Here is a 24,456-nt window from a genome sequence, read left to right as displayed (position 1 = left end):
CGCCCGCTGCCTCCAGTCACCGCCCGCGCGACAAGCTCCCCAGAATGCCGCGCACGATTGCCCGACCGACCGAGGAGCCGACCGAGCGCACCACCGACTTGATCGCCGCCTCTGCGACCGTCTGGCGGTTGGACGGGCGCGGTGCAGATGTGCGCCTGCCACCGGATTGCGGCGCGGGATCGTCATTGCCGAAGCCCGGAATGGTCCAGCGCGAGCCGCCGCTGCCGGCCTGCTGGGCCTGCTCTTCGGCATCCTGCGCGTCCTTGGCCTTTTTCTGCAGCATTTCGAAAGCCGATTCGCGATCGACGGCCTGATCGTACTGGCCGGCGACCGGGCTTTCCTGGATCAGCTTTTGCCGCTCAGCGGCCGTTATGGGCCCAAGCCGCGAGGATGGCGGGCGGATCAGTGTCCGCTGCACCATGGACGGAACACCCTTGGCTTCCAACGTCGAGACCAGCGCCTCGCCAGTAGCAAGCTGTGTAATGGCGGTCATGCAGTCGAAATCGGGATTTGGCCGGAACGTTTCGGCCGCCGTCCGGACTGCCTGCTGCTCGCGCGGTGTATAGGCGCGCAGCGCGTGCTGGACGCGATTGCCGAGCTGGGCCAGGACTTTTTCAGGGATATCCAAAGGGTTCTGGGTGACGAAATAGACGCCGACGCCTTTCGAGCGGATCAGTCGGACGACCTGCTCGACGCGATCGATGAGCACCTTGGGTGCTTCGTCGAACAGAAGATGCGCCTCGTCGAAGAAGAACACCAGCTTCGGCTTGTCGGGGTCGCCGACTTCCGGCAGCACCTCGAACAGCTCCGACATCAGCCATAGCAGGAAGGTCGCGTAGAGCCGCGGATTCATCATCAGCTTGTCGGCGGCAAGCACGCTGATGGCGCCGCGTCCGTCGCGGGTGGTGCGCATGATATCGGCGATACGCAGTGCCGGTTCGCCGAAGAAGTTTGCGGCCCCCTGCTGTTCGAGGACCAGCAGCGTGCGCTGGATAGCCCCGACCGATGGCTTCGTCACGTTGCCATAGCGCGAGCCGATCTCGTCGGCGCGCTCGGCGATGTTGGCGAGCAGCGCCTGCAGGTCCTTCATGTCGAGCAGCAGCAGACCTTCCTCATCCGCCAGGCGGAAGGCGATGTTCATGATGCCTTCCTGCGCCTCGGTCAGGTTCATCAGGCGCGATAGCAACAACGGCCCCATTTCCGAGACCGTGGCGCGGATCGGATGACCCTGCTCGCCGAACAAGTCCCAGAAGATAACGGGAAATTCCTGGAAGTCATACGGATCGAGCTTGACCTGTTCGGCCCGCTTGACGAGGAAATCCTGTGCCGTGCCCATCATCGCGATGCCCGACAGATCACCCTTGATGTCCGCGCAGAACACCGGCACGCCGGCGTTGGAAAATCCTTCGGCCAGGATCTGCAAGGTGACGGTCTTGCCGGTGCCGGTCGCGCCGGTCACCAGGCCGTGACGATTCCCATATCGCAGCAACAACTGCTCGGCACGCTGATAGCTGTCGTCGGGCTTTCGGCTGGCGCCGATGAAAATACTGGTCTCGTCAGCCATATGTCCGGTCTCCGCAAACTGATGTGTCTAAAGCCAGTGGCCTTGCCGCAGGTATAGTGAGGCCATTGCACAGCGACAATGCCATTCGTCCAAATCGGGGCCATTCGTCCAAATCGGGGCCATTCGTCCAAATCCGGGCCATTCGCCCAAATCGGCCCCATTCGTTCAGATCGGGTTTTTGGAGCTTGCGGATTTTGCCGCTGTTTGGCAATCGTCGTCCACGCGGACTGACCTATATCTGATGGATCGAATCCGGTCTCTGAAAGCGCATTGCATTGCGATATCGGACCGGGGACCGTAGACTGAACCGCTCCCGGCTGGTGCGGCCGCATGAAACGAGGAGGACGGATGGGCGCCGGAGCCTTGATCCAGGACGTGGAACCCGAGAACGCCGAGCGTCAGCGATGGCTCGCCTTGGCGGAAAAGGCATTGGCAGGCGCTTCCTTCGAGGAAAAGCTGGTCTCGCACAGCGACGACAACATTCGTATCGAACCGCTCTACGACCGCAGCACCGCGGCGGAACCGATCGTGCGTACAAACCCGAAATCGCCATGGATCGTCAGCCAGCGCATCGACGATCCGGACATCGACCGTGCCAGAAGCCAAGCGCTGGAGGATGTTGCACAGGGTGCCACGGGATTGTCGCTGGTCTTCGAAGGGGCGCCCAACGCGTTCGGCTACGGCTTGCCGAGAACGGCGGAGGCGCTGGAGGCGGTGCTGGACGGCATACCGCTCAACCGCATCCAGGTTCGCATCGACGCCCATCCCTGGAGCCGCGCCGTGGCCGACTGGCTGGTCGCATTCCTGAGCAAGCGGCGGTCGGACCCGGCAAAACTCAACCTCTCCTTCGGCATCGATCCAGCGGCGATCTTCGCGGGAACCGGTCGGCTGCGCATGTCGATCGAGGCGCTGCAGGCCTCTATGCCGCAGTCGCTGGCGCATTTCTTCGCGATGGGCGTTCCGGGCGTGCTGCTGGAAGCTGACGGGCGCGTGTTCCACAATGCCGGCGCGACGGAAGCGCAGGAACTTGGCATCATGCTGGCTTCGGCTGTCTCCTATCTCAGAATGTTCGAGACGGCGCGGCAGCCGCTTGTCTATGCCGCACCGCATATCGGTTTTGCGCTCAGCGTCGACCAGGACCAGTTGCTGTCGACGGCCAAGATGCGAGCACTGCGCAGGCTATGGGCGCGGGTGCAGGAGGCTTGTTCGATCCCGACATCCACCGCCAATATCCATGCCGAGACGTCCTTTCGCATGATGACGGCGATGGATCCGGAGACCAACATCCTGCGCACCACCATTGCATGCTTTGCCGCGGCGTGCGGCGGCGCCGATTCGATCTCCATCCTGCCGCACACGATCGCGCATGGTCTGCCGGCGGGTTTTGCCCGTCGTGTTGCCCGCAACACGCAGCTGATCATGGCCAATGAAAGCCATATCGATCATGTCACCGATCCCGCCTATGGTTCCGGCGCCGTCGAGGCGTTGACCGCGGAGTTGTGCGAGTTGGCGTGGGCGGAATTGCAGACGATCGAAGCCGAGGGCGGTGTCCTGTCCAGCCTTCAGGACGGACGCATCCAGAAGCGCGTCCACGCAGCTGCGGAGCAGCGCAATGCAGCCTACCGCACAGGCCAACGGGCCATCATCGGCACCACGCTCTATCCATCGAAAGACGAACGTCCGGTCGAGACGCTGGCGGCGGAACGGCGGCCGGCCTTCACCGAAGGCGTTGCCGTCTGCGAGGCGCTGTTTCCAGTCCGCATCGACCAATCGATCGGAGCCGGCTCTTGATCCCGGACTTCGGCCAGATCGGCTGGGTCCCGCCACGCCGCGCTCCCGTCGAGGTCAAAGGCCAGCGGACCACGCCGGAAGGGCTCGTCGCCAAGCATCTGTACAATCAAAGCGACCTCAAGGGGTTGCCGCATCTCGACACCTATCCCGGCCTGCCGCCCTTCGTGCGCGGCCCCTACCCGACCATGTATGTCCAGCAGCCCTGGACGATCCGGCAATATGCCGGCTTCTCGACGGCCGAAGAATCCAACGCATTTTACCGACGCAACCTTGCCGCTGGTCAAAAGGGCCTGTCGGTCGCCTTCGATCTCGCCACGCATCGCGGCTATGACAGCGATCATCCGCGCGTTGCCGGCGATGTCGGCATGGCTGGCGTCGCCATCGATTCCATTCTCGACATGCGGCAGCTCTTCGACGGCATTCCGCTCGGCGAGATGACGGTATCGATGACGATGAACGGCGCGGTGCTGCCGATCATGGCGCTCTACATTGTCGCGGCGGAAGAACAGGGCGTTGCGCAGAAAGATCTCGCCGGCACCATTCAGAACGACATTCTGAAGGAGTTCATGGTCCGCAACACCTACATCTATCCACCAAAGCCCTCGATGCGGATCGTGTCGGACATCTTCTCGTACACATCGAAGAACATGCCGAAGTTCAATTCGATATCGATCTCCGGCTATCACATGCAGGAGGCCGGCGCGACGGCCGACCTTGAACTCGCCTATACGATCGCCGATGGCATCGAGTATGCTCGCGCCGGCGTCGCGGCCGGCCTCGACATCGACCGCTTCGCGCCGCGCCTGTCCTTCTTCTGGGCCATCGGCATGAATTTCTTCATGGAAGTCGCCAAGCTGCGGGCCGCGCGCCTGTTGTGGGCGACCCTGATGCAGAAGAATTTTTCGCCCAAGGACGAGCGCTCGTTGTCGCTGCGCACCCATTGCCAGACTTCTGGCTGGTCGCTGACGGCGCAGGATCCCTACAACAACATTGTCCGCACCATGATCGAGGCAATGGCTGCAACGCAGGGCCACACCCAATCGCTGCACACCAATTCCTTCGACGAGGCGATGGCGCTGCCGACCGACCATTCGGCGCGGATCGCCCGCAACACCCAGCTCATCCTGCAAAAGGAATCCGGCACCACGCGCATCATCGACCCGTGGGGCGGTTCGGCCTATCTTGAACGGCTGACGCATGATCTGGCGGCGCGCGCGCTTGCCCATATCGAGGAGGTCGAGGCGCTCGGCGGCATGGCGGCGGCGACCGAACAGGGCATTCCCAAGCTGCGCATCGAGGAAGCTGCCGCGCGCACGCAGGCGCGGATCGATTCCGGCGAGCAGATGCTGGTCGGCGTCAACGCCCATCGGCCCGAGACCGACATCGAGGTCGACGTGCTGAAGATCGACAATGCCGAGGTCAGGGCCCGGCAATTGTCGAAGCTGCAACGGCTGAAGGGCACGCGCGACGTCGCCGCCGTCGAAAGCGCACTCGATGCGCTGACCCGTGCCGCGCAAGGCAATGAAAACCTGCTGGAATTCGCCATCCGAGCCGCGCGCGCCAATGCAACGGTCGGCGAGATTTCATTCGCGTTGGAAAGGGCGTTTGGGCGCCACGTCGCTACGGTGCAGACCATTTCCGGCATCTATCGCAAGGCGCTTGGCGATCATCCCGTGGTCGACGGGCTGCAGGACAAGCTTGACGCCTTCGAGAAGAAGACCGGCGGCAAGCCGCGCATTCTCGTCGCCAAGATGGGCCAGGACGGCCACGACCGTGGCCAGAAGGTCATCGCTACGGCCTTCGCCGATCTCGGCTTCGACGTCACCGTCGGCGCGATGTTCCAGACACCGGATGAGATCGCCAGGCTGGCGGTCGCACAGGACGTCCACATCGTCGGCGCCTCGTCGCTGGCGGCGGGACATCTGACGCTGATCCCCGAACTGCGCGACGCGCTTAAAAAGCTCGGCCGCGGCGACATGCTGATCGTCGCCGGCGGCGTCATCCCACCGCAGGACTATGACGCGGTGCGGCAAGCCGGCGCTGCCGAGATCTTCCCGCCGGGCACAGTCATTCCAGAGGCAGCGGATCGCCTGCTGGACCGCCTCCTGGCCACGGACTAGGACTGCTGTATCTCTGAAAAGGTTGTGCTAGACTGACACTGCAACCAAGGTGCGGTAACCGTGAAGACGACCATCCACAAGCTCGACGACGGATCAGATGCCCTGATCTTGCCACGGGAAATGCTGGACAGCTTGAATCTGCAATCGGGCGATCAGCTCCAGATCATCGAAACTGATCACGGCATCATTTTAAGACCGGTGGCCGACAGGTTCGAACGGCAGATGAAGGCCGCGCGCGAGGTCATGGACAAATATCAGGTCGGGCTTCAGAAACTCGCCAAATGACCCGCCAATCAGTGCGGCGGATTTGAGACGTCCTAGCTCTCGGACAACTTGACGATTTCCCACTCCTTGCCGTTGACGCTGGCCAAGTCGCCGATCTTCTTGCCGAACAGGGCGACAGCCATTGGCGAAACATGCGAAATGCTGCCCTTGGTGGGATCAGCCTCGTCCTCGCCGACGATCTTCCAATGCACCTTCTTGCCGTCATCGCTCTCGATCGTGACGCCCATGCCGAAGCGCACAACGTCACTGCCCGGCTCCGGCACCGAGAGTTCGGCGCTTTCGCGCCGGGCGGTCCAGTAACGCAGATCGCGCGACACGACCGCTATGCGCTCGCGGTCGGCTTTGCGTTCGGCCTTCGCCAGTATGTCGCGCAGATCGGCCAGATTTTCCTCGATCTGCGCCAGGCCGCGTTCCGTCACCAGATTGCGATGCTGGCTGACCGGCCGCTCACCGACACCGGCGATGGCATTTTCGCTGTCTTCCTCGCGGGTGAAAGCTCTGCTCATTTCCTGAACTTAGGCCCGCAGAGGCTGCTCGACAAGCCATTGTCGTTTCCGTCCCGAGGAGAGGCAAACCGTCTGGCACGATTCCTGCGACGCCAAGGTTGAACGCTGGGATTTTGTGCCGATGTTGAACAGACGAACGCTGCTGACTGGAACCGCCGGCTTTGCCGTCATGGGGCTTGCGCTCGGCAAGGCGGTAGCCGCAAGCTTGAGCGGCATCGAGAAAGCCTCGATGCGCGGCTCGATCAATGCCACCGAACTCGGCGTGCAGCCCGGCACATCAGACGATCAGAGCAAGGCCTTCGCCAAACTGCTGCGTGACGCAAACAGCCGCGACATGCCGGTGTTCCTGCCGCCCGGCACCTATGTCGTCTCCAATCTTTCGCTGCCCGGCCGCGTACGTCTTTCCGGCGTGCCGGGCGCGACGCGCATCGTTTACGGCGGTGACGGCCACCTGTTCATGGCCGAACAGGCCGACCATATCGAACTGAGCGGGCTGGTCTTCGATGGTTCGAACCGCGCGATGGGCGATTACACGCAAGGGCTGCTCGATCTGCGCCGTGTCGCGCACCTCGCCATCGACAATTGCCAGATCACCGGCAGCGGCAAGAACGGGCTGGCGCTGGAACACGCGATCGGCCGGATCGAGCGCTGTGAGATATCGGGCGCCGCCGATGCCGGCATCTATTCGGTCGAAGCCGGCGGGCTGGCCATCACGGGCAACACCGTTTCCGACTGCGCCAATGGCGGCATCCTCGTACACCGCTGGCAGGTGGCCGAAGACGGCACCATGGTCACCGGCAACCGCGTCCAAGGGATCCAGGCACGCAGCGGCGGAACCGGGCAGAACGGCAACGGCATCAATGCCTTTCGCGCCGGCAATGTCGTCATCTCGGGCAACATCGTCTCGGACTGCGCCTTCTCGGCCATCCGTGCCAACAGCGCCAGCAACCTGCAGATATCGGGCAACACCTGCTCGCGCTCTGGCGAAACGGCGATCTATTCCGAGTTCTCGTTCGAAGGCGCCATCATCAGCAACAACATCGTCGACGGCGCCGCCAACGGCATCTCGATCGTCAATTTCAACGAAGGCGGCCGCATGGGCGTCTGTTCCGGCAACATCGTGCACAATCTGTCGACCAGCGGCCCCTACCCCGCCGACTCGCCGGGATTTGGCGTCGGCATCGGCGTTGAGGCCGACACCACCGTTTCCAACAATGTCATCGAGAACGCGCCACTCTATGGCATGCAGATCGGCTGGGGCCCGTACCTGCGCAATGTCGTCGCCACCGGCAACATCATCCGCAAGGCAGGAACCGGGATCGTCGTATCCGTGGTCGAGGGCGCCGGTACGGCCGTCATTTCAGACAATGTCATCGACGGCGCCCTGAACGGTGCGGTTGTCGGCCAGCGCTGGGCGGAGCCCGCGACAGGCGATCTCGCCTCGTCAAACGGTAGCGGCTACGCGCATCTGACCGTCGAGCGCAATCACGTCACTTGAGAGTTGCCGTCGGCCTCAGCGCTCCGACTTTGGCACCGTTGCGATTTTCGATGGGCGTGTTTGCCAATTCGAGCAGCTTCGCCGCCAAGGCCTCGTCGGCACGCAACAGTTTGGCAAGGACGGCGGCAACCATGGCTTCGCCGGCGCGGCCGGCGCCATCATCGCATTTGAGTGCGATGCCGAGGCCAAGTTCCGGAATTGCGGCACAATGGACGCCTTCGGCGCCGCCCTTCGTGAAAATCCGCCCTGGTGCGGCCTCCATCAACGCGACGTCTTCGCGGCCGCTGCCGGAAACGAAGAAGGGCTCGGCCATGCAGGCGGAAAGCAGCCGCTTTGCAGCCTTGGCTCGCTCTGGGCCAAAACCTGATGTCGTGGCCATGCGGGCAAAGCCGAGCGCGAAGCTCCTGAGCGGCACCGCGTAGGTCGGGATCGAACAGCCGTCGATGGCACGCTGGTCCTCACCATGGACAGCGCCCGTCACCGACTGCATGGCGTCGCGCACCATGTCCTGCAGGCCGTGTCCCGGCTTGACATAGCCGCGATGCGCAATGCCGGCGTGGACGCAGGTGCAGAGGAAGCCGGAATGTTTGCCGGAACAATTGTTGTGCAAGGCGTTCGGCGAGCCGCCGGCGCGGGCGAGCGCAATCTCGGCGTCATGATTGGATGGCCAATGCGTGCCGCATTCGAGCGCCGATCCGTCCAGCCCAGCCTTGGCCAGCATGGATCGCGCAAGGTCGACATGTGCCGGCTCGCCCGAGTGGGAGGCGCAGGCGAGCGCCAGTTCGCGGTTGCCGAAACCATAGGCATCCGCCGCCCCGCTTTCGACCAACGGCAAGGCCTGGATCGCCTTGACGGCGGAGCGCGGAAACACCGGCTTGGCCGTATCGCCGATCTCCCACACGGGCTTGCCGTCGCCATCGAAGACCGCGACTGAGCCGCGATGCGCGCTCTCGACGATCGCGCCGCGCAAGACTTCGATCAGAACCGGATTTGTCATGTCACCTCCCGCAAATGCGGGCGGTTTATCTGATCCGGTCGAGAATGGAAACGTAGTTGGCGACCGCCGCACCGCCCATATTGAAGATGCCGCCCAGTTTTGCGCCCGGCACCTGGATGCCGCCGGCCTCACCGACAAGCTGCATGGCGGTCAAGACATGCATGGACACGCCAGTGGCGCCGATCGGATGGCCCTTGGCCTTCAGCCCGCCGGATGGATTGACCGGCAGGCGACCATCCTTGGCCGTTGTGCCGTCCAACGCCAGCTTCGCCCCCTCTCCCGGCTTGGCAAGGCCCATCGCCTCGTACTCGATCAGTTCGGCAATGGTGAAGCAGTCATGCGTCTCGACGAAGGACAGATCGTCGAGCGTCACGCCGGCCGATTTCAGCGCCCGGTTCCAGGCCTGCTCGCAGCCTTCGAAGGTCAGAATGTCGCGCTTCGACATCGGCAGGAAATCCTGCACATGTTCGTTGGCGCGGAAGGCAACGGCACGGCGCATCTTCAGCGCCGTGGCGGTGTCGGCAAGGATAAGGGCGGCGGCGCCGTCGGAGACCAGCGAGCAGTCGGTGCGCTTCAGAGGACCGGCAACGAAGGGGTTCTTCTCGCTCTCCTGGCGGCAGAACTCATAGCCGAAATCCTTGCGCATCTGCGCATAGGGATTGTCGACGCCGTTCTTGTGGTTCTTGGCGGCAATCATGGCCAGCGCATCCGACTGATCGCCATAACGCTGGAAATAGGCCTGCGCGATCTTGCCGAAGACGCCGGCGAAACCCGCGGGTGTCTCGCCGTCCTCGGGCAGATAGGACGCCTTGAGCAGGTTTTTGCCGATCTCCGGCCCCGGCGTCGTCGTCATCTGCTCCGCGCCGACCACCAGCACGATGCGAGCGGCATTCGCGTCAATGGCGCGGATGCCCTGGCGGACCGCCGCCGATCCGGTGGCGCAAGCGTTCTCGACACGCGTCGCCGGCTTGAAGCGCAGCCGGTCGTCGGCCTGAAGCACCAGACTGGCGGTGAAATCCTGCGCCGAAAAACCGGCGTTGAAGTGGCCGAGCACGATCTCGTCGACCTCGTCGGGACCGATGCCGGCATGGTCGAGCGCGTCCGTTGCCACCTTGACGATGAGGTTTTCGAGCGTTTCGCCCTCAAGCTTGCCGAAGCGCGAATGCGCCCATCCGACGATGCATGCGGTCATGGCGGTCTCCATCCTTGGCGCCGGCCTGGCATGTCGGCTCACGGCGCATTTCGCATCTATTGTTCAAAGATAAACAATCGTGCCGGTTTCGTGAAGGGCTGGAGGCGTACAATCGCTTGGTACAGCCGAGATCGCGGCCGATTTTTTTGTTGATTGACGCGTCAATAAAAAATAATCCTATTCTCTCAAAGGATCATGGCGAGATGCCGAAAATCGGAATGGAACCGCTGCGCCGCAAGGCGCTGATCGAAGCGACGATCTCGGCGATCGGCGAGCGCGGTTCGCTCGACGTGACCATGTCCGAGATCGCCGGACGCGCCGGCGTGTCGTCCGCCCTTGCCCATCATTATTTTGGTGCCAAGGACGAGCTGCTCTTGGCGACGATGCGGCACATACTGGCGGAGCTTACAGCCGATACGTTGCGCGCCCTTGGCTCGGCCAATAGCGCGCGCGAAAGGGTCTCGGCGGTGGTCGCTGTCAATTTCTCCGACATCCAGTTCCAGCCGGAAACCATCGCCGCCTGGCTCGCCTTCTATGTCGAGGCGCAGAAATCATCGGCCTTGCGCCGGCTGCTCAAGGTCTACGCGCGGCGGCTGCACTCGAACCTGATGAGCGGGCTGACCGGGATCTTGCCCAGAGCCGAAGCCGACCGCGCCGCCGAAGCGACCGCGGCGATGATCGACGGGCTCTACATCAGGCGGGCGCTGAAAGACGGCGTGCCCGATGCCGCGACCGCGATCGCGCTGGTCGAGGACTATCTCGAAATCAAACTTGGCGAGCGGCGCAAACAGTGACAATGAAGCCAACCAATTTCCTGATCGTCATGGTCGACCAGCTCAACGGAACCCTGTTTCCGGACGGACCGGCGGAGTTTCTGCATACACCGCATCTGAAAGCGTTGGCCGCGCGTTCGGCGCGCTTTGCCAACAACTACACGGCCTCGCCGCTCTGCGCGCCGGGCCGTGCCTCGTTCATGAGCGGGCAATTGCCGTCGCGCACCGGCGTCTATGACAATGCCGCCGAATTCGCCTCATCGATCCCGACCTTTGCCCATCATTTGCGCGCCGCCGGCTACTACACCTGCCTGTCGGGCAAGATGCATTTCGTTGGGCCGGACCAGTTGCATGGTTTCGAGGAGCGGCTGACGACCGACATTTATCCAGCCGATTTCGGCTGGACGCCGGATTACCGCAAGCCCGGCGAGCGTATCGACTGGTGGTATCACAATCTGGGCTCGGTGACCGGTGCAGGCGTCGCCGAGATCACCAACCAGATGGAGTATGACGACGAGGTCGTGTTCCTGGCCACGCAGAAGCTCTATCAGCTTTCGCGCGAACAGGACGATGCGAACCATCGGCCTTGGTGCCTCACTGTCTCGCTGTCGCATCCGCACGATCCCTATGTCGCGCGCAAGCAGTATTGGGATCTCTATGAGCATTGCCAGGCGCTGGACCCGGAAACCGGGTTCATCGCGTATGACCAGCAGGATACGCATTCCCGGCGACTGTACCACGCCAGTGACTACCCCTCTTTCGAGATCACGCCAGAGCAGGTGCGTCGTTCGCGGCAGGGCTATTTCGCCAACATCTCCTATGTCGACGACAAGCTTGGCGAGATCCTGGACGTTCTCGAGCGCACCCGCATGGCCGACGACACAATCATCCTGTTCTGCTCGGATCACGGCGACATGCTCGGCGAGCGCGGCCTGTGGTTCAAGATGAGCTTCTTCGAGGGTTCGGCGCGGGTGCCGCTGATGATCGCCGGCAAGGACATTCCTGCCGGGCTGATCGAGACGCCGGTCTCCAATCTCGACTTGGCGCCGACGCTTTGCGATCTCGCCGGCATCGACATCGCTGCGATCGCGCCGTGGACCGACGGCCAGTCGCTGCTGCCGCTCACCGAGGGCATCGAGCGCACCGCACCGGTGTTGATGGAGTATGCGGCCGAAGGGTCCAACGCGCCGTTGGTGGCGATCCGCGACGGCAGATACAAATTCGTCCACTGCGAGCTCGATCCGCCGCAACTGTTCGATCTCGAAGCCGATCCGCTCGAGCGAAACAATCTGGCCGACGACCCCGCCAATGCCGGCTTGGTGGCGGCATTCATGGACAAAGTCCAGGCGCGCTGGGACATGGCCGGCTTCGACGCCGCTGTCCGCGAAAGCCAGGCGCGCCGCTGGGTCGTCTATCCGGCGCTGCGCAACGGCGCCTATTACCCCTGGGATTTCCAACCCCTGCAAAAGGCGTCCGAGCGTTACATGCGCAATCACATGAACCTCGACAATCTCGAAGAGAGCAAACGGTATCCGCGAGGCGAATGATGTCAGACCTTCTCGTCCCCTCCCTTGACCATCTCAAGCAGGCCTATGCCGTCACCTCCAGGGCGACGCAGATCACGCCGCTGCTGGAATCGACGGCACTAGCCCGCGAGACCGGCGCCGCCCGCGTCTTCATCAAGCCGGAATCGCTGCAATGGGCCGGCTCATTCAAGGTGCGCGGCGCCTATTGGCGCCTGAAGCAGCTTTCAGTTGACGAAGCGAAGAAGGGCGTCGTCGCCTACTCCTCCGGCAATTTCGCGCAAGGGCTGGCGGCTGCCGGCCAGGCGCTTGGCGTTCCCGTCACCATCGTCATGCCGATCGACGCACCGGCCGCCAAGCGTGATGCCACGGCGGGCTATGGCGCCCGCGTCGTGCTGACCGACCATGGCGAGCGCGCGCGGGAGGAAGTCGCCGCCGCCAAGGCGCGCGAGATCGCCGAGACAGAGGGCCTGGCGCTGCTGCATCCATTCGACGATCCGGAGATCGTCGCCGGCCAGGCGGGCGCCGGCCTCGAAGCGCTTGACCAACTCGAAGCCAAAGGTGCCAGCGCCGACCTCTTGTTCTGCTCGGTCGGTGGCGGTGGGTTGATCGGGGGCGTTTCGCTCGCCTTCCATTATCTGTCGCCCGCCACAGAGATCATCGGCGTCGAGCCGGAAGGTTTCAATGGCATGGGCTCGTCGCTGGCGCATGGCAGCATCGAGACGATGCCGATCGGGCCGAAATCGATCTGCGACGGTTTGATGTCACGACGGCCGGGCGATGCTCCGTTTGCCGCGGTCAAGACGGCGGGTGTTCACGGCATCACCGTCGACGACCAATCGGTGCGGCGCGCGATGCGGATCGCCTTCGAGCGCATGAAGCTGGTGCTCGAACCGTCGGGGGCGGCGTCGATCGCGGCATTGCTCGGCGGCAAGGTGGATGTGAAGGACAAGACCGTCCTTGTTGTGGCTACCGGCGGCAATGTCTCGCTCGCCGATTTCATGGCGCATATGAACCATGCTTGAAGCGGATTTCGTCATCATCGGCTCCGGCTCGGCCGGCTCGGCCATGGCCTATCGCCTGTCGGAAGACGGCAAGCATTCGGTCATCGTCATTGAATTCGGCGGCAGCGATATCGGGCCGCTGATCCAGATGCCGTCGGCGCTGTCGATCCCTCTCAACATGAGCCTCTACGACTGGGGCTTTGCCAGCGAGCCGGAGCCGCATCTCGGCGGCCGTGTGCTGGCGACACCGCGCGGCAAGGTTATCGGCGGCTCGTCCTCGATCAACGGCATGGTCTATGTGCGCGGCCACGCCCGCGACTTCGACCATTGGGCCGAAGAGGGTGCGGCCGGCTGGGGCTTCGCCGACGTGCTCCCCTATTTCAAGCGCATGGAGGATTCGGATGGCGGCGAAGATGGCTGGCGCGGGCACGGCGGCCCGCTGCATGTGCAGCGCGGCTCGCGTAAAAATCCGCTCTATGGTGCCTTCGTCGAGGCTGGCCGCCAGGCCGGGTTCGAACTGACGGAGGACTATAACGGTTCCAAGCAGGAAGGTTTTGGGCCGATGGAGCAGACCATCAGCGGCGGCCGCCGCTGGTCGGCGGCATCGGCCTATCTGAAGCCGGCGCTGAAGCGCAAAAACGTCAGTCTGGTCAAGGGCTTTGCGCGGCGGGTGATCATCGAGAATCAGCGCGCCATCGGCGTCGAGATCGAAGCTCACAAACAGATTCAGGTCGTTAAGGCGCGACGTGAGGTAATCGTCGCCGCATCGTCGATCAATTCGCCCAAGATCCTGATGCTGTCCGGCATCGGTCCGGCCGAGCATCTGCGCGAAAACGGCATTCCGGTGGTGGCCGACAGGCCCGGCGTCGGCCGCAACCTGCAGGACCATATGGAGCTCTACATCCAGCAGGAATCATTGCTGCCGATCACGCTCAATTCGGTGCTGAATCCGTTCTCGAAAGCGCTCATCGGGGCGCAGTGGCTGTTCCTCAAGAACGGGCTAGGCGCCACCAACCATTTCGAAGCGGCGGCCTTCGTGCGATCGCGTGCCGGCGTCGACTACCCCGACATCCAGTACCATTTCATCCCCGCGGCAGTCCGCTATGACGGCAAGGCGGCGGCCAAGTCGCACGGTTTCCAGGCGCATGTCGGACCGATGCGCTCGAAGTCGCGGGGGTCGGTGACGCTGCGCTCGCCGGACCCGAAATCGAAACCGATGATCCACTTCAACTACATGTCGCATCCGGACGACTGGGCGGAGTTCCGCCACTGCATCCGGCTGACGCGCGAGATCTTCGGCCAGTCGGCGTTCGATCCCTATCGGGGCAAGGAGATATCGCCGGGCAGCCACGTGCAATCGGACGACGATCTCGACATCTTCATCAGGGATCACGCGGAGAGCGCCTACCATCCTTGCGGCACCTGCAAGATGGGCCGCGCCGACGACATGATGAGCGTCGTCGATCCGGAGTGCCGGGTCATCGGCGTCGAAGGATTGCGGGTCGCCGATTCCTCGATCTTCCCGCGCGTCACCAACGGCAATCTCAATGCGCCGTCGATCATGACCGGCGAGAAGGCATCCGATCACATCCTTGGCCGCACGCCGCTGGCGCCGTCCAACCAGGAACCATGGATCAATCCGCGCTGGCAGGCGTCGGACAGATAGAGCATGATCGTGTGACTGCACGATCCGCATGCCGCGAAAGACAATCTGGAGACTTCCATGCGCGCTCAGCCCACGGCATCGCACTATGTCAACGGACGCTACATCGAGGACGAAGGCGGCGCCCCGCTGCCGGTCATCTATCCGGCAACCGGCGAGACCATCGCCATGCTGCGTTCGGCAACGCCGAACGTGCTGGAACTCGCCGTCGAGGCAGCACGAGCGGCGCAGCCCGCCTGGGCGCGGCTGAAGCCGGTCGAGCGCGGGCGCATCCTGCGCCGCGCTGCCGACATATTGCGCGCCCGCAACGCCGACCTCGCTCGCATCGAGACGCTGGATACCGGCAAGGCGATCCAGGAAACGTTGGTGGCGGATGCGCCCTCGGCTGCGGACTGCCTTGAATATTTCGGCGGTGCCGTTGCCGCCTACAACGGCGAGTCGGTCGATCTCGGCGGACCCTTCGCCTACACAAGGCGCGAAGCGCTCGGCGTCTGTGTCGGCATCGGCGCATGGAACTACCCGATCCAGATCGCCGGCTGGAAATCGGCACCGGCGCTCGCCATGGGCAATGCCATGGTGTTCAAGCCGTCGGAAAACACGCCGCTGTCGGCGCTGGCACTGGCCGAGATCTACAGCGAAGCGGGGCTACCCGACGGCTTGTTCAACGTTGTGCAGGGCTATGGCGATGTCGGCGCCGGGCTTGTCGGCCACGATGTCGTCGCCAAGGTCTCGGTGACCGGTTCGGTGCCGACCGGCCGCAAGGTGCTGTCGCTTGCCGGCTCGAAGATGAAGCACGCGACGATGGAACTCGGGGGCAAGTCGCCGCTGATCGTGTTCGACGATGCCGACATCGAGAACGCCATTGGCGGCGCCATGCTCGGCAATTTCTATTCGACCGGACAGATCTGCTCCAACGGCACGCGCGTCTTCGTGCAGAGCGGCATCCACGACCGCTTTGTCGACCGTCTGATAGAGCGGACCAAGAAAATCCGCATCGGCGACCCGCTCGATCCCGAAACCCAGATGGGACCGCTGGTCTCCAAGGCGCAGCACGACAAGGTGGTCGGCTATATCGAGATCGGCAAGCAGGATGGAGCGACGCTTGCTTGCGGCGGCAATGTGCCTTCGCTGCAGGGCTTTCAGGGCGGCTTCTTCGTCGAGCCGACGGTGTTCACCGGCGTGACCGATGGCATGCGCATCGCCCGTGAAGAAATTTTCGGACCAGTGATGAGCGTGTTGAAATTCGACGGTGAGGACGAGGTGATCGACCGCGCCAACGACACCGAATTCGGCCTCGCTGCCGGCGTCTTCACGCGCGACCTGCCGCGCGCCCACCGCGTCATCGCCGAACTGCAGGCCGGCACCTGCTGGATCAACGCGTATAATCTGACGCCGGTGGAAATCCCGTTCGGCGGCTTCAAACAGTCAGGCATCGGGCGTGAGAATTCACTGGCCGCACTGGCGCTCTATTCGCAGCTGAAGTCGATCTATGTCGAGACGGGTGACGTGGCGAGCCCGTACTGATCCAGCCCTCTACGCCTTCAGGTCGGCCGTGCTGTCCAGATATTGCGTCAGCGCACAGACCAGATGATAGAAGATGCTGGCCGGAACGTCCGATGCCAGCGAGCGGCCGCGTTCATCGATGCGGTCGATCCACAGTCCGAGCGGCGCCGGGTCGATGTGCCAGCGGAACAACCGGCCGACACGCGCTTCGATCTCGGGCTTGAGATCGGGCCCGCCCGAACCATCCAGCGCGATCGCCGCCTTCACCGCTTCGGCCTGCGGCCAGCTGCGCGATATCAGGTCGAGCGGCAGGCCCTGTCGCGAGACGGCGCCATAGGCAAGGCCGGTGGCGCGGTTGAGGCCATTGGCGATGGCCGAGGCGTAGAGTTTCCTGGCAAAGCCGCTCAACTCGGCCTGGCCGCTGCGCCCGGCGAAATCGACCAGCAAAGAGGCCCATTCGAAATGGTGGCCAGGCTCGGTCCACGAGCCTTTCTCGCCGGCGGATGGTTTCCATTCGGCATCGAAATACTCGCCAAGCGTCCAGCTTTCCGGATCGAAGAAATGACTGCGGAAGAGGTCGATGATACGCGCTGCGCGGCGCAGATGGGCGCGCTCGCCGGTCGCCTGGTGCCAGGCCAGGAAGGCCTCGAGCAGGTGCATATGCGGGTTGGAGCGGCGCTCGCCTTTGCCGTCCGATGTCTCAAGGAAGCCGGTCATGCGGCTGTCTTCGAGATGCGCATCGAGAAAGGCGAAGGTTTCCTCGCCGAGGCGCAAAGCGTCGGGATTGCCAGACATATGCGCATGCGCCAGTGCCAGGAGCACGCAGGAATGATCGTAGGCATCCTCGGTGGCGTCGGCAACCGAACCGTCGACATTCAGCGTCCGAACCCAGCCGCCCTTGTCGGTGCGGCCCTTGCCGGCCATGAAGGCGATGCCGTGGCTGATCAGCCGGTCGGCCGGACCGTCCCAGCCGCGCGCCCGGGCGACGGCGAAGGCATAGACCTGCCTTGCCATGGTGCGCATGCGCTTGGGCTTCATCAACGGCGAAGCGTCCAGGCCAAGCGCTTCGTGAAAGCCGCCATGGCGTTCGTCGACGCCCGATGTCGACCACAGCGGCAAGGTCTCCTGAAACAGCCAGTGATGCACGCGCCGCCGCCAGGCGCCGCTTTCGATGACGCGGTCATGCGCCGGCGTGAACCTGGTTTCCAGGCGACCCGATTTTTCGAGCTGCTCGACGATCTTCTTGACGTGCTGGCTGTGGCTGACCGGAGCGACGAAGGTGGCATCCGATGTCGAAACGATGGCGATGTCCTTCATGCCGATCGCCGACAGCAGGCGGCCGTCACTGCGAATGTAGGAATTCTCGCAATCGATGGAGACGACATCGCCGATGATGACATTGCCCCGGTCGTCGGCGGGGCCGACATCGAGCAGCGACTGCCATGAGCCGAGATCGTTCCAGCGGAAGCCGGCCGGCACCATCGCGATGTCTTTTGCCCGCTCCATGATGGCGTAGTCGATCGAGTTCGACGGAATGGCGGCGTAGAGTTCTAGCGGCATGTAAAGGCCGGACAAATCCGATGTCGCTGCCTTGTAGGCTGCTTTGGTGGCCTGCCAGATATCCGGCTGGAACGCTATGAAGGCATCACGCATGGCGCTGGCGCGAAAAAGGAAGATACCGGTGTTCCAGTAGAAATTTCCGGCCTTGAGATAGCTTTGCGCAGTCGCAAGATCCGGCTTTTCGACGAAGCGCGACACGTCGAAGATGCCGCCGCTTTCGGCCGCAACCTCGATATAGCCGTAGCCGGTCTCGGGCTGTGTCGGCCTGATGCCGAACACCACCAGCCGGCCGCTACGCGCTGCCTCGGTGCCGGCTTCGACGCTCTGCCAGAACTGGCGCGGGGTCGATATCTCATGGTCCGACGGCACCACCAGCACCAGGCTGTCGCCGAACTCGGACATTGTGCGCAGTGTCGCCAGTGCGACGGCGGCGGCTGTGTTGCGCCCGGTCGGCTCGAACAGCGGCCCGCCGCCGGCGAGGTCGAGGCCGGCAAGATCGGCGTGAACGCGGTCGGCATGGCGCTCCGCGGCAATCAGGAAGATCGGCGTTTCGCCTTCCGGCCGGGCCGTCAGCCGGCGCAAGGTCTTGGCCAGCATCGAGCCGTCGCCGGACAAATCGTGGAACTGCTTGGGATTGTCCTCGCGCGACAGCGGCCACAACCGCGAGCCGACGCCGCCGCTCATGACAAAACTGACAATCCGCTCGGTCATTCAACCACCATTCAAAAGGTCTGGTTGTAGGCGCCCACCTCGGGGCTGCGGCGCAGCACGGTGTCGACAGCCTCGAACATCTCCCGTCGACGCTGCGACGACACCGGGCTTTCGACGACCACGACCAGTTCCGGCTTGTTCGACGAGGCGCGCACCAGTCCCCAGGTGCCGTCTTCGGCGACAACGCGCGCACCGTTGACGGTGATGAGGTCGGCGATCTTCTGGCCCGCAAAAACCGTTCCATCCCGCTTCATGGCCTGAAAGTCGGCAACCACCCGCTCGACAACGCCATACTTCACATCGTCCGCGCAGTGCGACGACATGGTCGGCGTGCCGAAGGTCAGCGGCAGCGCGCGGTAGAGATCGGCTATCGAACTGCCGGGGCTGCGGTCCAGCATCTGGCAGATGGCGATGGCGGTGACCAGCCCATCGTCATAACCCCGCCCGACTGGCGGGTTGAAGAAGAAATGGCCCGACTTTTCGAAACCGGCGACGGCGCCAAGCTCGGCGACGCGGCGCTTGATGTAGGAGTGGCCGGTCTTCCAGTAGTCAGTGACGGCGCTGTTGGCGCGCAGCACGCTGTCTGTGTTGAACAGGCCGGTCGACTTGACGTCGACGACGAAGGTCGAGCCCGGATGCTGGCTGGAGATATCGCGCGCCAGCATCACACCGACCTTGTCGGCAAAAATCTCATTGCCCTCATTGTCGACGACGCCGCAGCGGTCTCCGTCACCGTCGAAGCCAAGGCCGACATCGGCTCCAGTCTCAAGCACCTTGTCCCTGATGGCATGCAGCATCTGCATATCCTCGGGATTGGGATTGTAGCGCGGAAAGGTGTGGTCGAGTTCGACATCGAGCGGGATGACCTCGCAGCCGATGCGCTGCAGCGCCTGCGGCGCGAAGGCGCCAGCGGTGCCGTTGCCGCAGGCGGCGACCACTTTCAGCTTTCGGGTGATGCGCTTGTCCTTGGTCAGATCGTCGAGATAAGTAGCGCGAAAATCGCGAACGAAATCGTAGGAGCCGCCGCCGACGAGATCGAAATCGCCGACCAGTACAATCTGCTTCAGCGCGCTCATCTCTTCCGGCCCGAAAGTCAGCGGCCGCGCCGCACCCATCTTGACGCCGGTCCAGCCATTCTCGTTATGCGAGGCGGTGACCATAGCGACCGAAGGCACGTCCAGTGCGAACTGGGCGAAATAGGCCATCGGCGACAACGCCAGTCCGATGTCCCTCACCCGAGCGCCTGCAGCCATCAAACCGGACACCAGCGCCAGCTTGATGCCAAGCGAATAGGAGCGGAAATCGTGCCCGGTGACGATATCGGGACCGGCACCGACACGGCGGATCAGCGTGCCAAGCCCCATTCCGAGCGCCTGGACGCCAATCAGATTGAGCTCCGGCAGTTGCGCGGAGCCGGGATGGCCAAACCACCAGCGCGCATCATATTCTCGAAAGCCGGATGGCTTGATCAGCGCTTCGGTTTCGAACTCGAAACTGTTGGGCCGGGCGTCGCCAACGATGCTGAAGGACAAGACTGGAAAACTCCGAGTGGCGGAAATTACGAGTTGTCGAGGACTGCGGCTTAGCACAGAAGGCTTTAAGCCACGTTTATCCCAGGAGGGAATCCGAGCCTTTCGGGCTATGCTCGACGAAAGCCGATGAAATGCGACAGAAGTGCTGCCATGCCGCTTGCAGGAACGAAGTGTGGCGGCTATAAGCCCGCGGTCTGGTCACGGAGTGTAGCGCAGCCTGGTAGCGCACCTCGTTCGGGACGAGGGGGTCGCAGGTTCAAATCCTGCCACTCCGACCAGAAAAAACAAAGAGTTAGCGCATCCCGACTTCGGCGCTCCACCTGCCCCTCAAGCGAGATTACTCGCGTCTCCCCGCCGGCCGACAGCGATGCCTGTTGCACTGGACAGCAACCAGACGGTCTCAACCGGCCGCCTGATGCCTTCGTGCGTGCGCTCGCGGACAGATTCCGGAAAACATCTCAACTGGTACGCGCGTCCGGCTAGCGGAGGCCAAAAAAGCTCAAGATCGCTATCACGATGACCACAGCTCCAACGAGCCAAATGATATTGTTCATGATCTCTCTCCTGTTGCCTGGGGGAAGCCCGCGCCTCTTGCGGAGAACGCGGGCCGACCAGTCTTTGCCGATGGATCCGCAGCAGACACCAAATCGTGATCCCGGCTGCGAGAAATAAAACCATCAGGCACGTCTAATGTTCCGTCGTTGACGAGATCCGGCGGTGACAGTGAACGTTCGGGCCGATGCCGGACCACCGGAACCAAAGCGATCAGGGGCAGTTAATCCAATGAAGGGCTAATTAAGAAAACGGAGGAATTGCAATGAAAACAATGATCATGTGCGCGTTGGCGCTTTCCATTGGACTGCCCGTCGTGGCTTCGGCAGCCGAAGCCGATGTGGTTGTTAGAACCCATCATCGACATCACGGCAGCGTCAAGATCATCAACGAAGACGGTCAGCGCTTGCACCACCGCCGCCATGGTACTGTGGCGTTCTACGACCATGGGCGCCGGCATCATCACCGCGATACCGTTGTCGTGACAGGTTCCGTCTCCACCCATCGCCACCACCATCGGCACCATCCCGTGGTGATCGAGAACGACGGGTACTGACCACAGATCTCCGGCCCGATTCTTGAAGGAATCGGGCCACGAGAGGCCCTTTGATCATGCTTTTGGCAGCATCGTCGGCAAGACAATTGCCCCTAGCCAGACTTAGGTCTGACCCCTGCCCGACCGAAGTCCAGGTTGGAAACGCATGCGCTTGCCCCAAATTCGGGGTGGCGGGCAAAAATGATCGATGAAACCAAGAGCAGCAGCATGTCGAACCGTGAGACCAAACGATCCGATGCCCTGAGCACGCGAGTAACAGAGATCAAGGCCAGGATGCAGCAAGCCCAGATTACCGAAGACGAGATAAAGATCTTCCAGAAGGTCGCGGCCATCATGGAGGGCGGCGAGGGCCGAATCGAGGTTGACGACCTGATTGCCGCGTCATTCCTCACCGACACGCTGCTGAACAGCCCGAAGCGTTAAGCGACCATGCCGACGATTAGCAGACTTTTTGATTCCCACGCCGATGCGACGCGGGTCGCTAGCAACCTGGTGGCGGCCGGAATTCCTCGCGTACAGATCGCGATCATCGGGCCTTACAATGACGGGGCAGGATCTGTTTGGGTTTCCGCTTTGGGATCGGTACTGGGCGCTGCTGCCGGCGGGTTGGCATGTCTGAGCGCCGTTGCGGCAGTTGGCATCAATCCTGTTGCTGCGAGCGTATTGCCAACAGCGGTGGCTGGCGCGGTCTGTGGCGGCGTTGCCGGCGGTCTGTTTGGAACATTCGCCCTGCGCGCCATGAAGGCGGATGATCAGGACGTGGCCGAGGGCGTCGTCCTGGTGACGGCGCATGTCGATGAAAATGACGCCGAGATCGCTCAGACAGTGCTCGGCGGTCCCCCGTCGACGTTGGTGGCCGAAGCAGCTTAGGAAAGCCGCCTCGACGTCGCCGGAACCGGCACTCTCCGTTTGCCAGCGATTGAACTCCACACCCGGCAAATAGCAATTCAGACTGGGGATGTTCCTGCTGTCGACCGCATGGCCGAGCCCTGTGGCAGGTTCCTTCGCGGCCGCATATTTTGACGAAAAGGCCCGTCGGCTCTAGGGTCGATTAACCTGATGGAATGAGTGAAACGGCGGGCCGAGTGCGACATGAATTTGAATTCAACCACAGCCCCGCCCTTGATTCTTGTGATGACGCTGGTTCTCGTCGCTGGCTGTTCATCGCTCGGCAGAACCGTCGATCCAGCGAAATACGATTCAATGACGTGCACCGACCTCAACAGTGCGATGGGAGACGTCGCCCGTGACATCTCGCAAACGGCAATCACGCGCGGCAAGGTCGCCAACACCAATGTTCCACGCTGGCTGCTCGGCGGCTCACGCGTGAAGACCGCGGTAGCCAACCGTGAAACAGCCAGGATCGACCGGCTTAAGCAGCAACAGGATGCCATTGCCGCCGTGCGAGCGCGCAAGTGCCCGAGGACCGCGAATTGAGCGGACAGCCAACGCCTCGGTGCAGAGCCCGGTTCAGGCGCTCAGGCGAAATCGCGTCACGTCGATCGCGGCGGCCATCAGCGTCTGTGTGTAGGCGTGCTGCGGATTGCTGAAGATCGCCTCGGTCGGCCCTTCCTCGACGATCTTGCCCTGTTTCATGACGATGATGTAGTCGGCCATGGCGCGCACGACCGACAGATCGTGGCTGATGAAGAGATAGGACAATTCGTGGTCCGCCTGCAGCTTGCGCAGCAGTTCGACGATCTGTTTCTGCACAGAGCGATCGAGCGCCGAAGTCGGCTCATCCAACACCACCAGCCTGGGCTTCAGGATCATGGCGCGGGCAATGGCGATGCGCTGCCGCTGACCGCCGGAGAATTCGTGCGGGTAGCGGTTGCGGGCGTTGGGGTCGAGGCCGACCTCGCGCAATGCCTCGACCGCGCGTTGATCACGCTGCTTGCCCGAAAGGTCAGGCTCATGCACCAGAAGTCCTTCGGTGATGACCTGGCCGACAGTCATGCGCGGCGACAACGAGCCGAACGGGTCCTGGAAGACGAGCTGCATCTGGCGCCGCAGCGGCCGCATCGCCTGCCGGTCGGCTTGGGAAATGTCGCGATCGCCGAAACGGATGAGCCCGTCACTCGGCAACAGCCGCAGCAAGGCGCGGCCAAGAGTCGATTTGCCCGAGCCGGATTCACCAACGATGCCGATGGTCTGGTTGCGCTGCAGCCGGATCGAGATGTGATCGACTGCACGCAGCATCAGCGGTTCGCCAGCAAGAAACCCGCCGCCGATCCTGAACGTCACTTCGACATTCCTGCCTTCGAGCAGCACTGGGGCGTTGGCGAGCGGCGGCGCCTTGCTGCCGGTCGGCTCGGCCGCCAGCAGCATTTTCGTGTAGGCATGCTGTGGGTTGACGAAGATGGCCTCCGCCTCCCCCTCCTCGACAACCTCGCCCTGGCGCATGACATAGACCCGATCGGCAAAGCGGCGGACGATGCCAAGATCGTGGGTGATGAAGACGATCGCCATGCCGAGCTTGCGCTGCAATTCGGCCAGAAGCATCAGGATCTGCGCCTGTATGGTCACGTCGAGCGCCGTCGTCGGCTCGTCGGCGATCAATATGTCAGGGTCGTTGGCGAGCGCCATCGCGATCATCACACGCTGGCGCTGGCCACCCGACATTTCGTGCGGATAGGATTTCATCCGCCGCTCGGGATCGGGAATATGCACCAGCCGCAGCAGTTTGAGCGCTTCTTCACGCGCCTCGGCGACATTCAGACCCCGATGCCGGCGGATCGGTTCGATCAACTGGTTGCCGATCGAATAGAGCGGATCGAGCGAAGTCATCGGCTCCTGGAAGATCATGCTGATCTTGCGGCCACGGACCTTGTTGAGCTCGGATTTGCTGAGCGTTAGAAGATTGCGGCCACGATAGTCGACGCTGCCTGTCGCTTCGCCATTCGACGCCAGCAGGCTCATCGCCGCCATCATCGTCTGGCTTTTGCCGGAGCCGGATTCGCCGACCACGGCAACGGTCTCGCCCGATTTGACATGGATGTTTATGCCCTTGACCGCCTCGACGGCGCCGTCGAGCGTGCGGAAGCGGACACGCAAATCCTTGACGCTGAGGATCGTTTCGGAAGCAGCCATCTCAGCGGTTTCCCTCTTTATCGATCCGCATCTTAG

20 protein-coding genes and 1 tRNA gene are annotated in these 24,456 nt (G+C 62.9%); 14 read left to right on the top strand and 7 right to left on the bottom strand.

The window, feature by feature from the left end:
• Positions 1-16 precede the first annotated feature (16 nt).
• Complete coding sequence (locus tag P3C39_RS16115; protein WP_013532671.1) at positions 17-1,564, bottom strand: helicase HerA-like C-terminal domain-containing protein; 1,548 nt, start codon at positions 1,562-1,564, stop codon at positions 17-19.
• Between the two features lie 348 nt (positions 1,565-1,912).
• Between P3C39_RS16115 and P3C39_RS16110 the strand changes: the two genes are divergently transcribed.
• From P3C39_RS16110 to P3C39_RS16100, 3 genes are read left to right on the top strand one after another with little or no spacing between them, the layout of a single operon-like run.
• Complete coding sequence (locus P3C39_RS16110) at positions 1,913-3,355, top strand: methylmalonyl-CoA mutase subunit beta (RefSeq protein WP_024505548.1); 1,443 nt, start codon at positions 1,913-1,915, stop codon at positions 3,353-3,355.
• On the top strand, positions 3,352-5,475 hold the full coding sequence (scpA, locus tag P3C39_RS16105; protein WP_013532673.1) for a methylmalonyl-CoA mutase: 2,124 nt from the start codon (positions 3,352-3,354) through the stop codon (positions 5,473-5,475). The genes P3C39_RS16110 and scpA overlap by 4 nt, the downstream gene beginning before the upstream one ends.
• 60 nt (positions 5,476-5,535) lie before the next feature.
• On the top strand, positions 5,536-5,760 hold the full coding sequence (locus tag P3C39_RS16100) for an AbrB/MazE/SpoVT family DNA-binding domain-containing protein (protein ID WP_024505550.1): 225 nt from the start codon (positions 5,536-5,538) through the stop codon (positions 5,758-5,760).
• A gap of 32 nt (positions 5,761-5,792) precedes the next feature.
• On the opposite strand, the gene greA is transcribed toward P3C39_RS16100, so the two are convergent.
• Complete coding sequence (gene greA / locus P3C39_RS16095) at positions 5,793-6,266, bottom strand: transcription elongation factor GreA (protein WP_013532674.1); 474 nt, start codon at positions 6,264-6,266, stop codon at positions 5,793-5,795.
• 121 nt (positions 6,267-6,387) lie between these two features.
• On the opposite strand from greA, the gene P3C39_RS16090 reads away from it, so the two are divergent.
• A complete protein-coding gene (locus P3C39_RS16090; RefSeq protein WP_275953685.1) occupies positions 6,388-7,764 on the top strand; it encodes a TIGR03808 family TAT-translocated repetitive protein in 1,377 nt (458 codons plus the stop codon).
• On the opposite strand, the gene P3C39_RS16085 is transcribed toward P3C39_RS16090, so the two are convergent.
• Complete coding sequence (locus tag P3C39_RS16085) at positions 7,757-8,761, bottom strand: asparaginase (RefSeq protein ID WP_013532676.1); 1,005 nt, start codon at positions 8,759-8,761, stop codon at positions 7,757-7,759. The two genes, P3C39_RS16090 and P3C39_RS16085, sit on opposite strands and share 8 nt — an antisense overlap.
• 25 nt (positions 8,762-8,786) lie before the next feature.
• A complete protein-coding gene (locus P3C39_RS16080; RefSeq protein WP_027162994.1) occupies positions 8,787-9,953 on the bottom strand; it encodes an acetyl-CoA acetyltransferase in 1,167 nt (388 codons plus the stop codon).
• 203 nt (positions 9,954-10,156) lie between these two features.
• Here P3C39_RS16080 and betI point away from each other — a divergent pair, with 203 nt between their 5' ends.
• The 5 genes from betI to betB are packed head-to-tail and all read left to right on the top strand — an operon-like array spanning position 10,157 to position 16,440.
• Positions 10,157-10,747 carry a transcriptional regulator BetI gene (gene betI, locus P3C39_RS16075; RefSeq protein WP_275953686.1) on the top strand — a complete coding sequence of 197 codons (591 nt, stop codon included), beginning with the start codon at positions 10,157-10,159 and terminating at the stop codon, positions 10,745-10,747.
• On the top strand, positions 10,744-12,273 hold the full coding sequence (betC, locus tag P3C39_RS16070) for a choline-sulfatase (protein WP_164755597.1): 1,530 nt from the start codon (positions 10,744-10,746) through the stop codon (positions 12,271-12,273). Before betI ends, betC begins: the two co-directional genes overlap by 4 nt.
• On the top strand, positions 12,270-13,274 hold the full coding sequence (locus P3C39_RS16065; protein ID WP_063167695.1) for a threonine/serine dehydratase: 1,005 nt from the start codon (positions 12,270-12,272) through the stop codon (positions 13,272-13,274). The genes betC and P3C39_RS16065 overlap by 4 nt, the downstream gene beginning before the upstream one ends.
• Positions 13,267-14,919: a choline dehydrogenase gene (gene betA, locus P3C39_RS16060; RefSeq protein WP_275953687.1), complete on the top strand. Its 1,653-nt coding sequence runs from the start codon at positions 13,267-13,269 to the stop codon at positions 14,917-14,919. The genes P3C39_RS16065 and betA overlap by 8 nt, the downstream gene beginning before the upstream one ends.
• A gap of 57 nt (positions 14,920-14,976) precedes the next feature.
• Positions 14,977-16,440: a betaine-aldehyde dehydrogenase gene (gene betB / locus P3C39_RS16055; RefSeq protein ID WP_275953688.1), complete on the top strand. Its 1,464-nt coding sequence runs from the start codon at positions 14,977-14,979 to the stop codon at positions 16,438-16,440.
• A gap of 9 nt (positions 16,441-16,449) precedes the next feature.
• On the opposite strand, the gene P3C39_RS16050 is transcribed toward betB, so the two are convergent.
• Entirely contained in the window at positions 16,450-18,690 is a 2,241-nt protein-coding gene (locus P3C39_RS16050; protein ID WP_275953689.1) for a mannose-1-phosphate guanylyltransferase/mannose-6-phosphate isomerase, read from the bottom strand.
• An 11-nt stretch (positions 18,691-18,701) separates the two neighbouring features.
• On the bottom strand, positions 18,702-20,222 hold the full coding sequence (locus P3C39_RS16045) for a phosphomannomutase/phosphoglucomutase (RefSeq protein WP_275953690.1): 1,521 nt from the start codon (positions 20,220-20,222) through the stop codon (positions 18,702-18,704).
• A 201-nt stretch (positions 20,223-20,423) separates the two neighbouring features.
• On the opposite strand from P3C39_RS16045, the gene P3C39_RS16040 reads away from it, so the two are divergent.
• From P3C39_RS16040 to P3C39_RS16020, 5 genes are all read left to right on the top strand, one after another.
• A tRNA-Pro gene (locus P3C39_RS16040) sits at positions 20,424-20,500 on the top strand.
• Positions 20,501-21,039: 539 nt separating this feature from the next.
• Complete coding sequence (locus P3C39_RS16035) at positions 21,040-21,330, top strand: hypothetical protein (RefSeq protein ID WP_024503706.1); 291 nt, start codon at positions 21,040-21,042, stop codon at positions 21,328-21,330.
• A gap of 180 nt (positions 21,331-21,510) precedes the next feature.
• Positions 21,511-21,753: a hypothetical protein gene (locus tag P3C39_RS16030; protein WP_027164085.1), complete on the top strand. Its 243-nt coding sequence runs from the start codon at positions 21,511-21,513 to the stop codon at positions 21,751-21,753.
• Positions 21,754-21,759: 6 nt separating this feature from the next.
• Positions 21,760-22,200 (top strand): hypothetical protein, encoded by a 441-nt coding sequence (locus tag P3C39_RS16025; protein ID WP_275953691.1) that lies wholly within the window; start codon positions 21,760-21,762, stop codon positions 22,198-22,200.
• 222 nt (positions 22,201-22,422) lie between these two features.
• On the top strand, positions 22,423-22,767 hold the full coding sequence (locus tag P3C39_RS16020; protein ID WP_127368552.1) for a hypothetical protein: 345 nt from the start codon (positions 22,423-22,425) through the stop codon (positions 22,765-22,767).
• Positions 22,768-22,800: 33 nt separating this feature from the next.
• On the opposite strand, the gene P3C39_RS16015 is transcribed toward P3C39_RS16020, so the two are convergent.
• Entirely contained in the window at positions 22,801-24,420 is a 1,620-nt protein-coding gene (locus P3C39_RS16015) for an ABC transporter ATP-binding protein (protein WP_275953692.1), read from the bottom strand.
• Positions 24,421-24,456 lie beyond the last annotated feature (36 nt).

Origin of the sequence: Mesorhizobium sp. XAP4, from assembly GCF_029269325.1 — a bacterium.
GTDB lineage: Bacteria > Pseudomonadota > Alphaproteobacteria > Rhizobiales > Rhizobiaceae > Mesorhizobium > Mesorhizobium ciceri.
The sequence above is the reverse complement of the archived record's forward strand: the minus strand, read 5'-3'. Positions and strand labels throughout refer to the sequence as shown.

Bases quoted from the DNA above. Each gene is read 5' to 3' on its own strand.
- P3C39_RS16115 (WP_013532671.1), bottom strand. From the start codon at position 1,564: ATGGCTGACGAGACCAGTATTTTCATCGGCGCCAGCCGAAAGCCCGAC.
- P3C39_RS16110 (WP_024505548.1), top strand. From the start codon at position 1,913: ATGGGCGCCGGAGCCTTGATCCAGGACGTGGAACCCGAGAACGCCGAG.
- greA (WP_013532674.1), bottom strand. From the start codon at position 6,266: ATGAGCAGAGCTTTCACCCGCGAGGAAGACAGCGAAAATGCCATCGCC.
- P3C39_RS16090 (WP_275953685.1), top strand. From the start codon at position 6,388: ATGTTGAACAGACGAACGCTGCTGACTGGAACCGCCGGCTTTGCCGTC.
- P3C39_RS16085 (WP_013532676.1), bottom strand. From the start codon at position 8,761: ATGACAAATCCGGTTCTGATCGAAGTCTTGCGCGGCGCGATCGTCGAG.
- P3C39_RS16080 (WP_027162994.1), bottom strand. From the start codon at position 9,953: ATGACCGCATGCATCGTCGGATGGGCGCATTCGCGCTTCGGCAAGCTT.
- betI (WP_275953686.1), top strand. From the start codon at position 10,157: ATGCCGAAAATCGGAATGGAACCGCTGCGCCGCAAGGCGCTGATCGAA.
- P3C39_RS16065 (WP_063167695.1), top strand. From the start codon at position 12,270: ATGATGTCAGACCTTCTCGTCCCCTCCCTTGACCATCTCAAGCAGGCC.
- betA (WP_275953687.1), top strand. From the start codon at position 13,267: ATGCTTGAAGCGGATTTCGTCATCATCGGCTCCGGCTCGGCCGGCTCG.
- betB (WP_275953688.1), top strand. From the start codon at position 14,977: ATGCGCGCTCAGCCCACGGCATCGCACTATGTCAACGGACGCTACATC.
- P3C39_RS16050 (WP_275953689.1), bottom strand. From the start codon at position 18,690: ATGACCGAGCGGATTGTCAGTTTTGTCATGAGCGGCGGCGTCGGCTCG.
- P3C39_RS16035 (WP_024503706.1), top strand. From the start codon at position 21,040: ATGAAAACAATGATCATGTGCGCGTTGGCGCTTTCCATTGGACTGCCC.
- P3C39_RS16030 (WP_027164085.1), top strand. From the start codon at position 21,511: ATGATCGATGAAACCAAGAGCAGCAGCATGTCGAACCGTGAGACCAAA.
- P3C39_RS16025 (WP_275953691.1), top strand. From the start codon at position 21,760: ATGCCGACGATTAGCAGACTTTTTGATTCCCACGCCGATGCGACGCGG.
- P3C39_RS16020 (WP_127368552.1), top strand. From the start codon at position 22,423: ATGAATTTGAATTCAACCACAGCCCCGCCCTTGATTCTTGTGATGACG.
- P3C39_RS16015 (WP_275953692.1), bottom strand. From the start codon at position 24,420: ATGGCTGCTTCCGAAACGATCCTCAGCGTCAAGGATTTGCGTGTCCGC.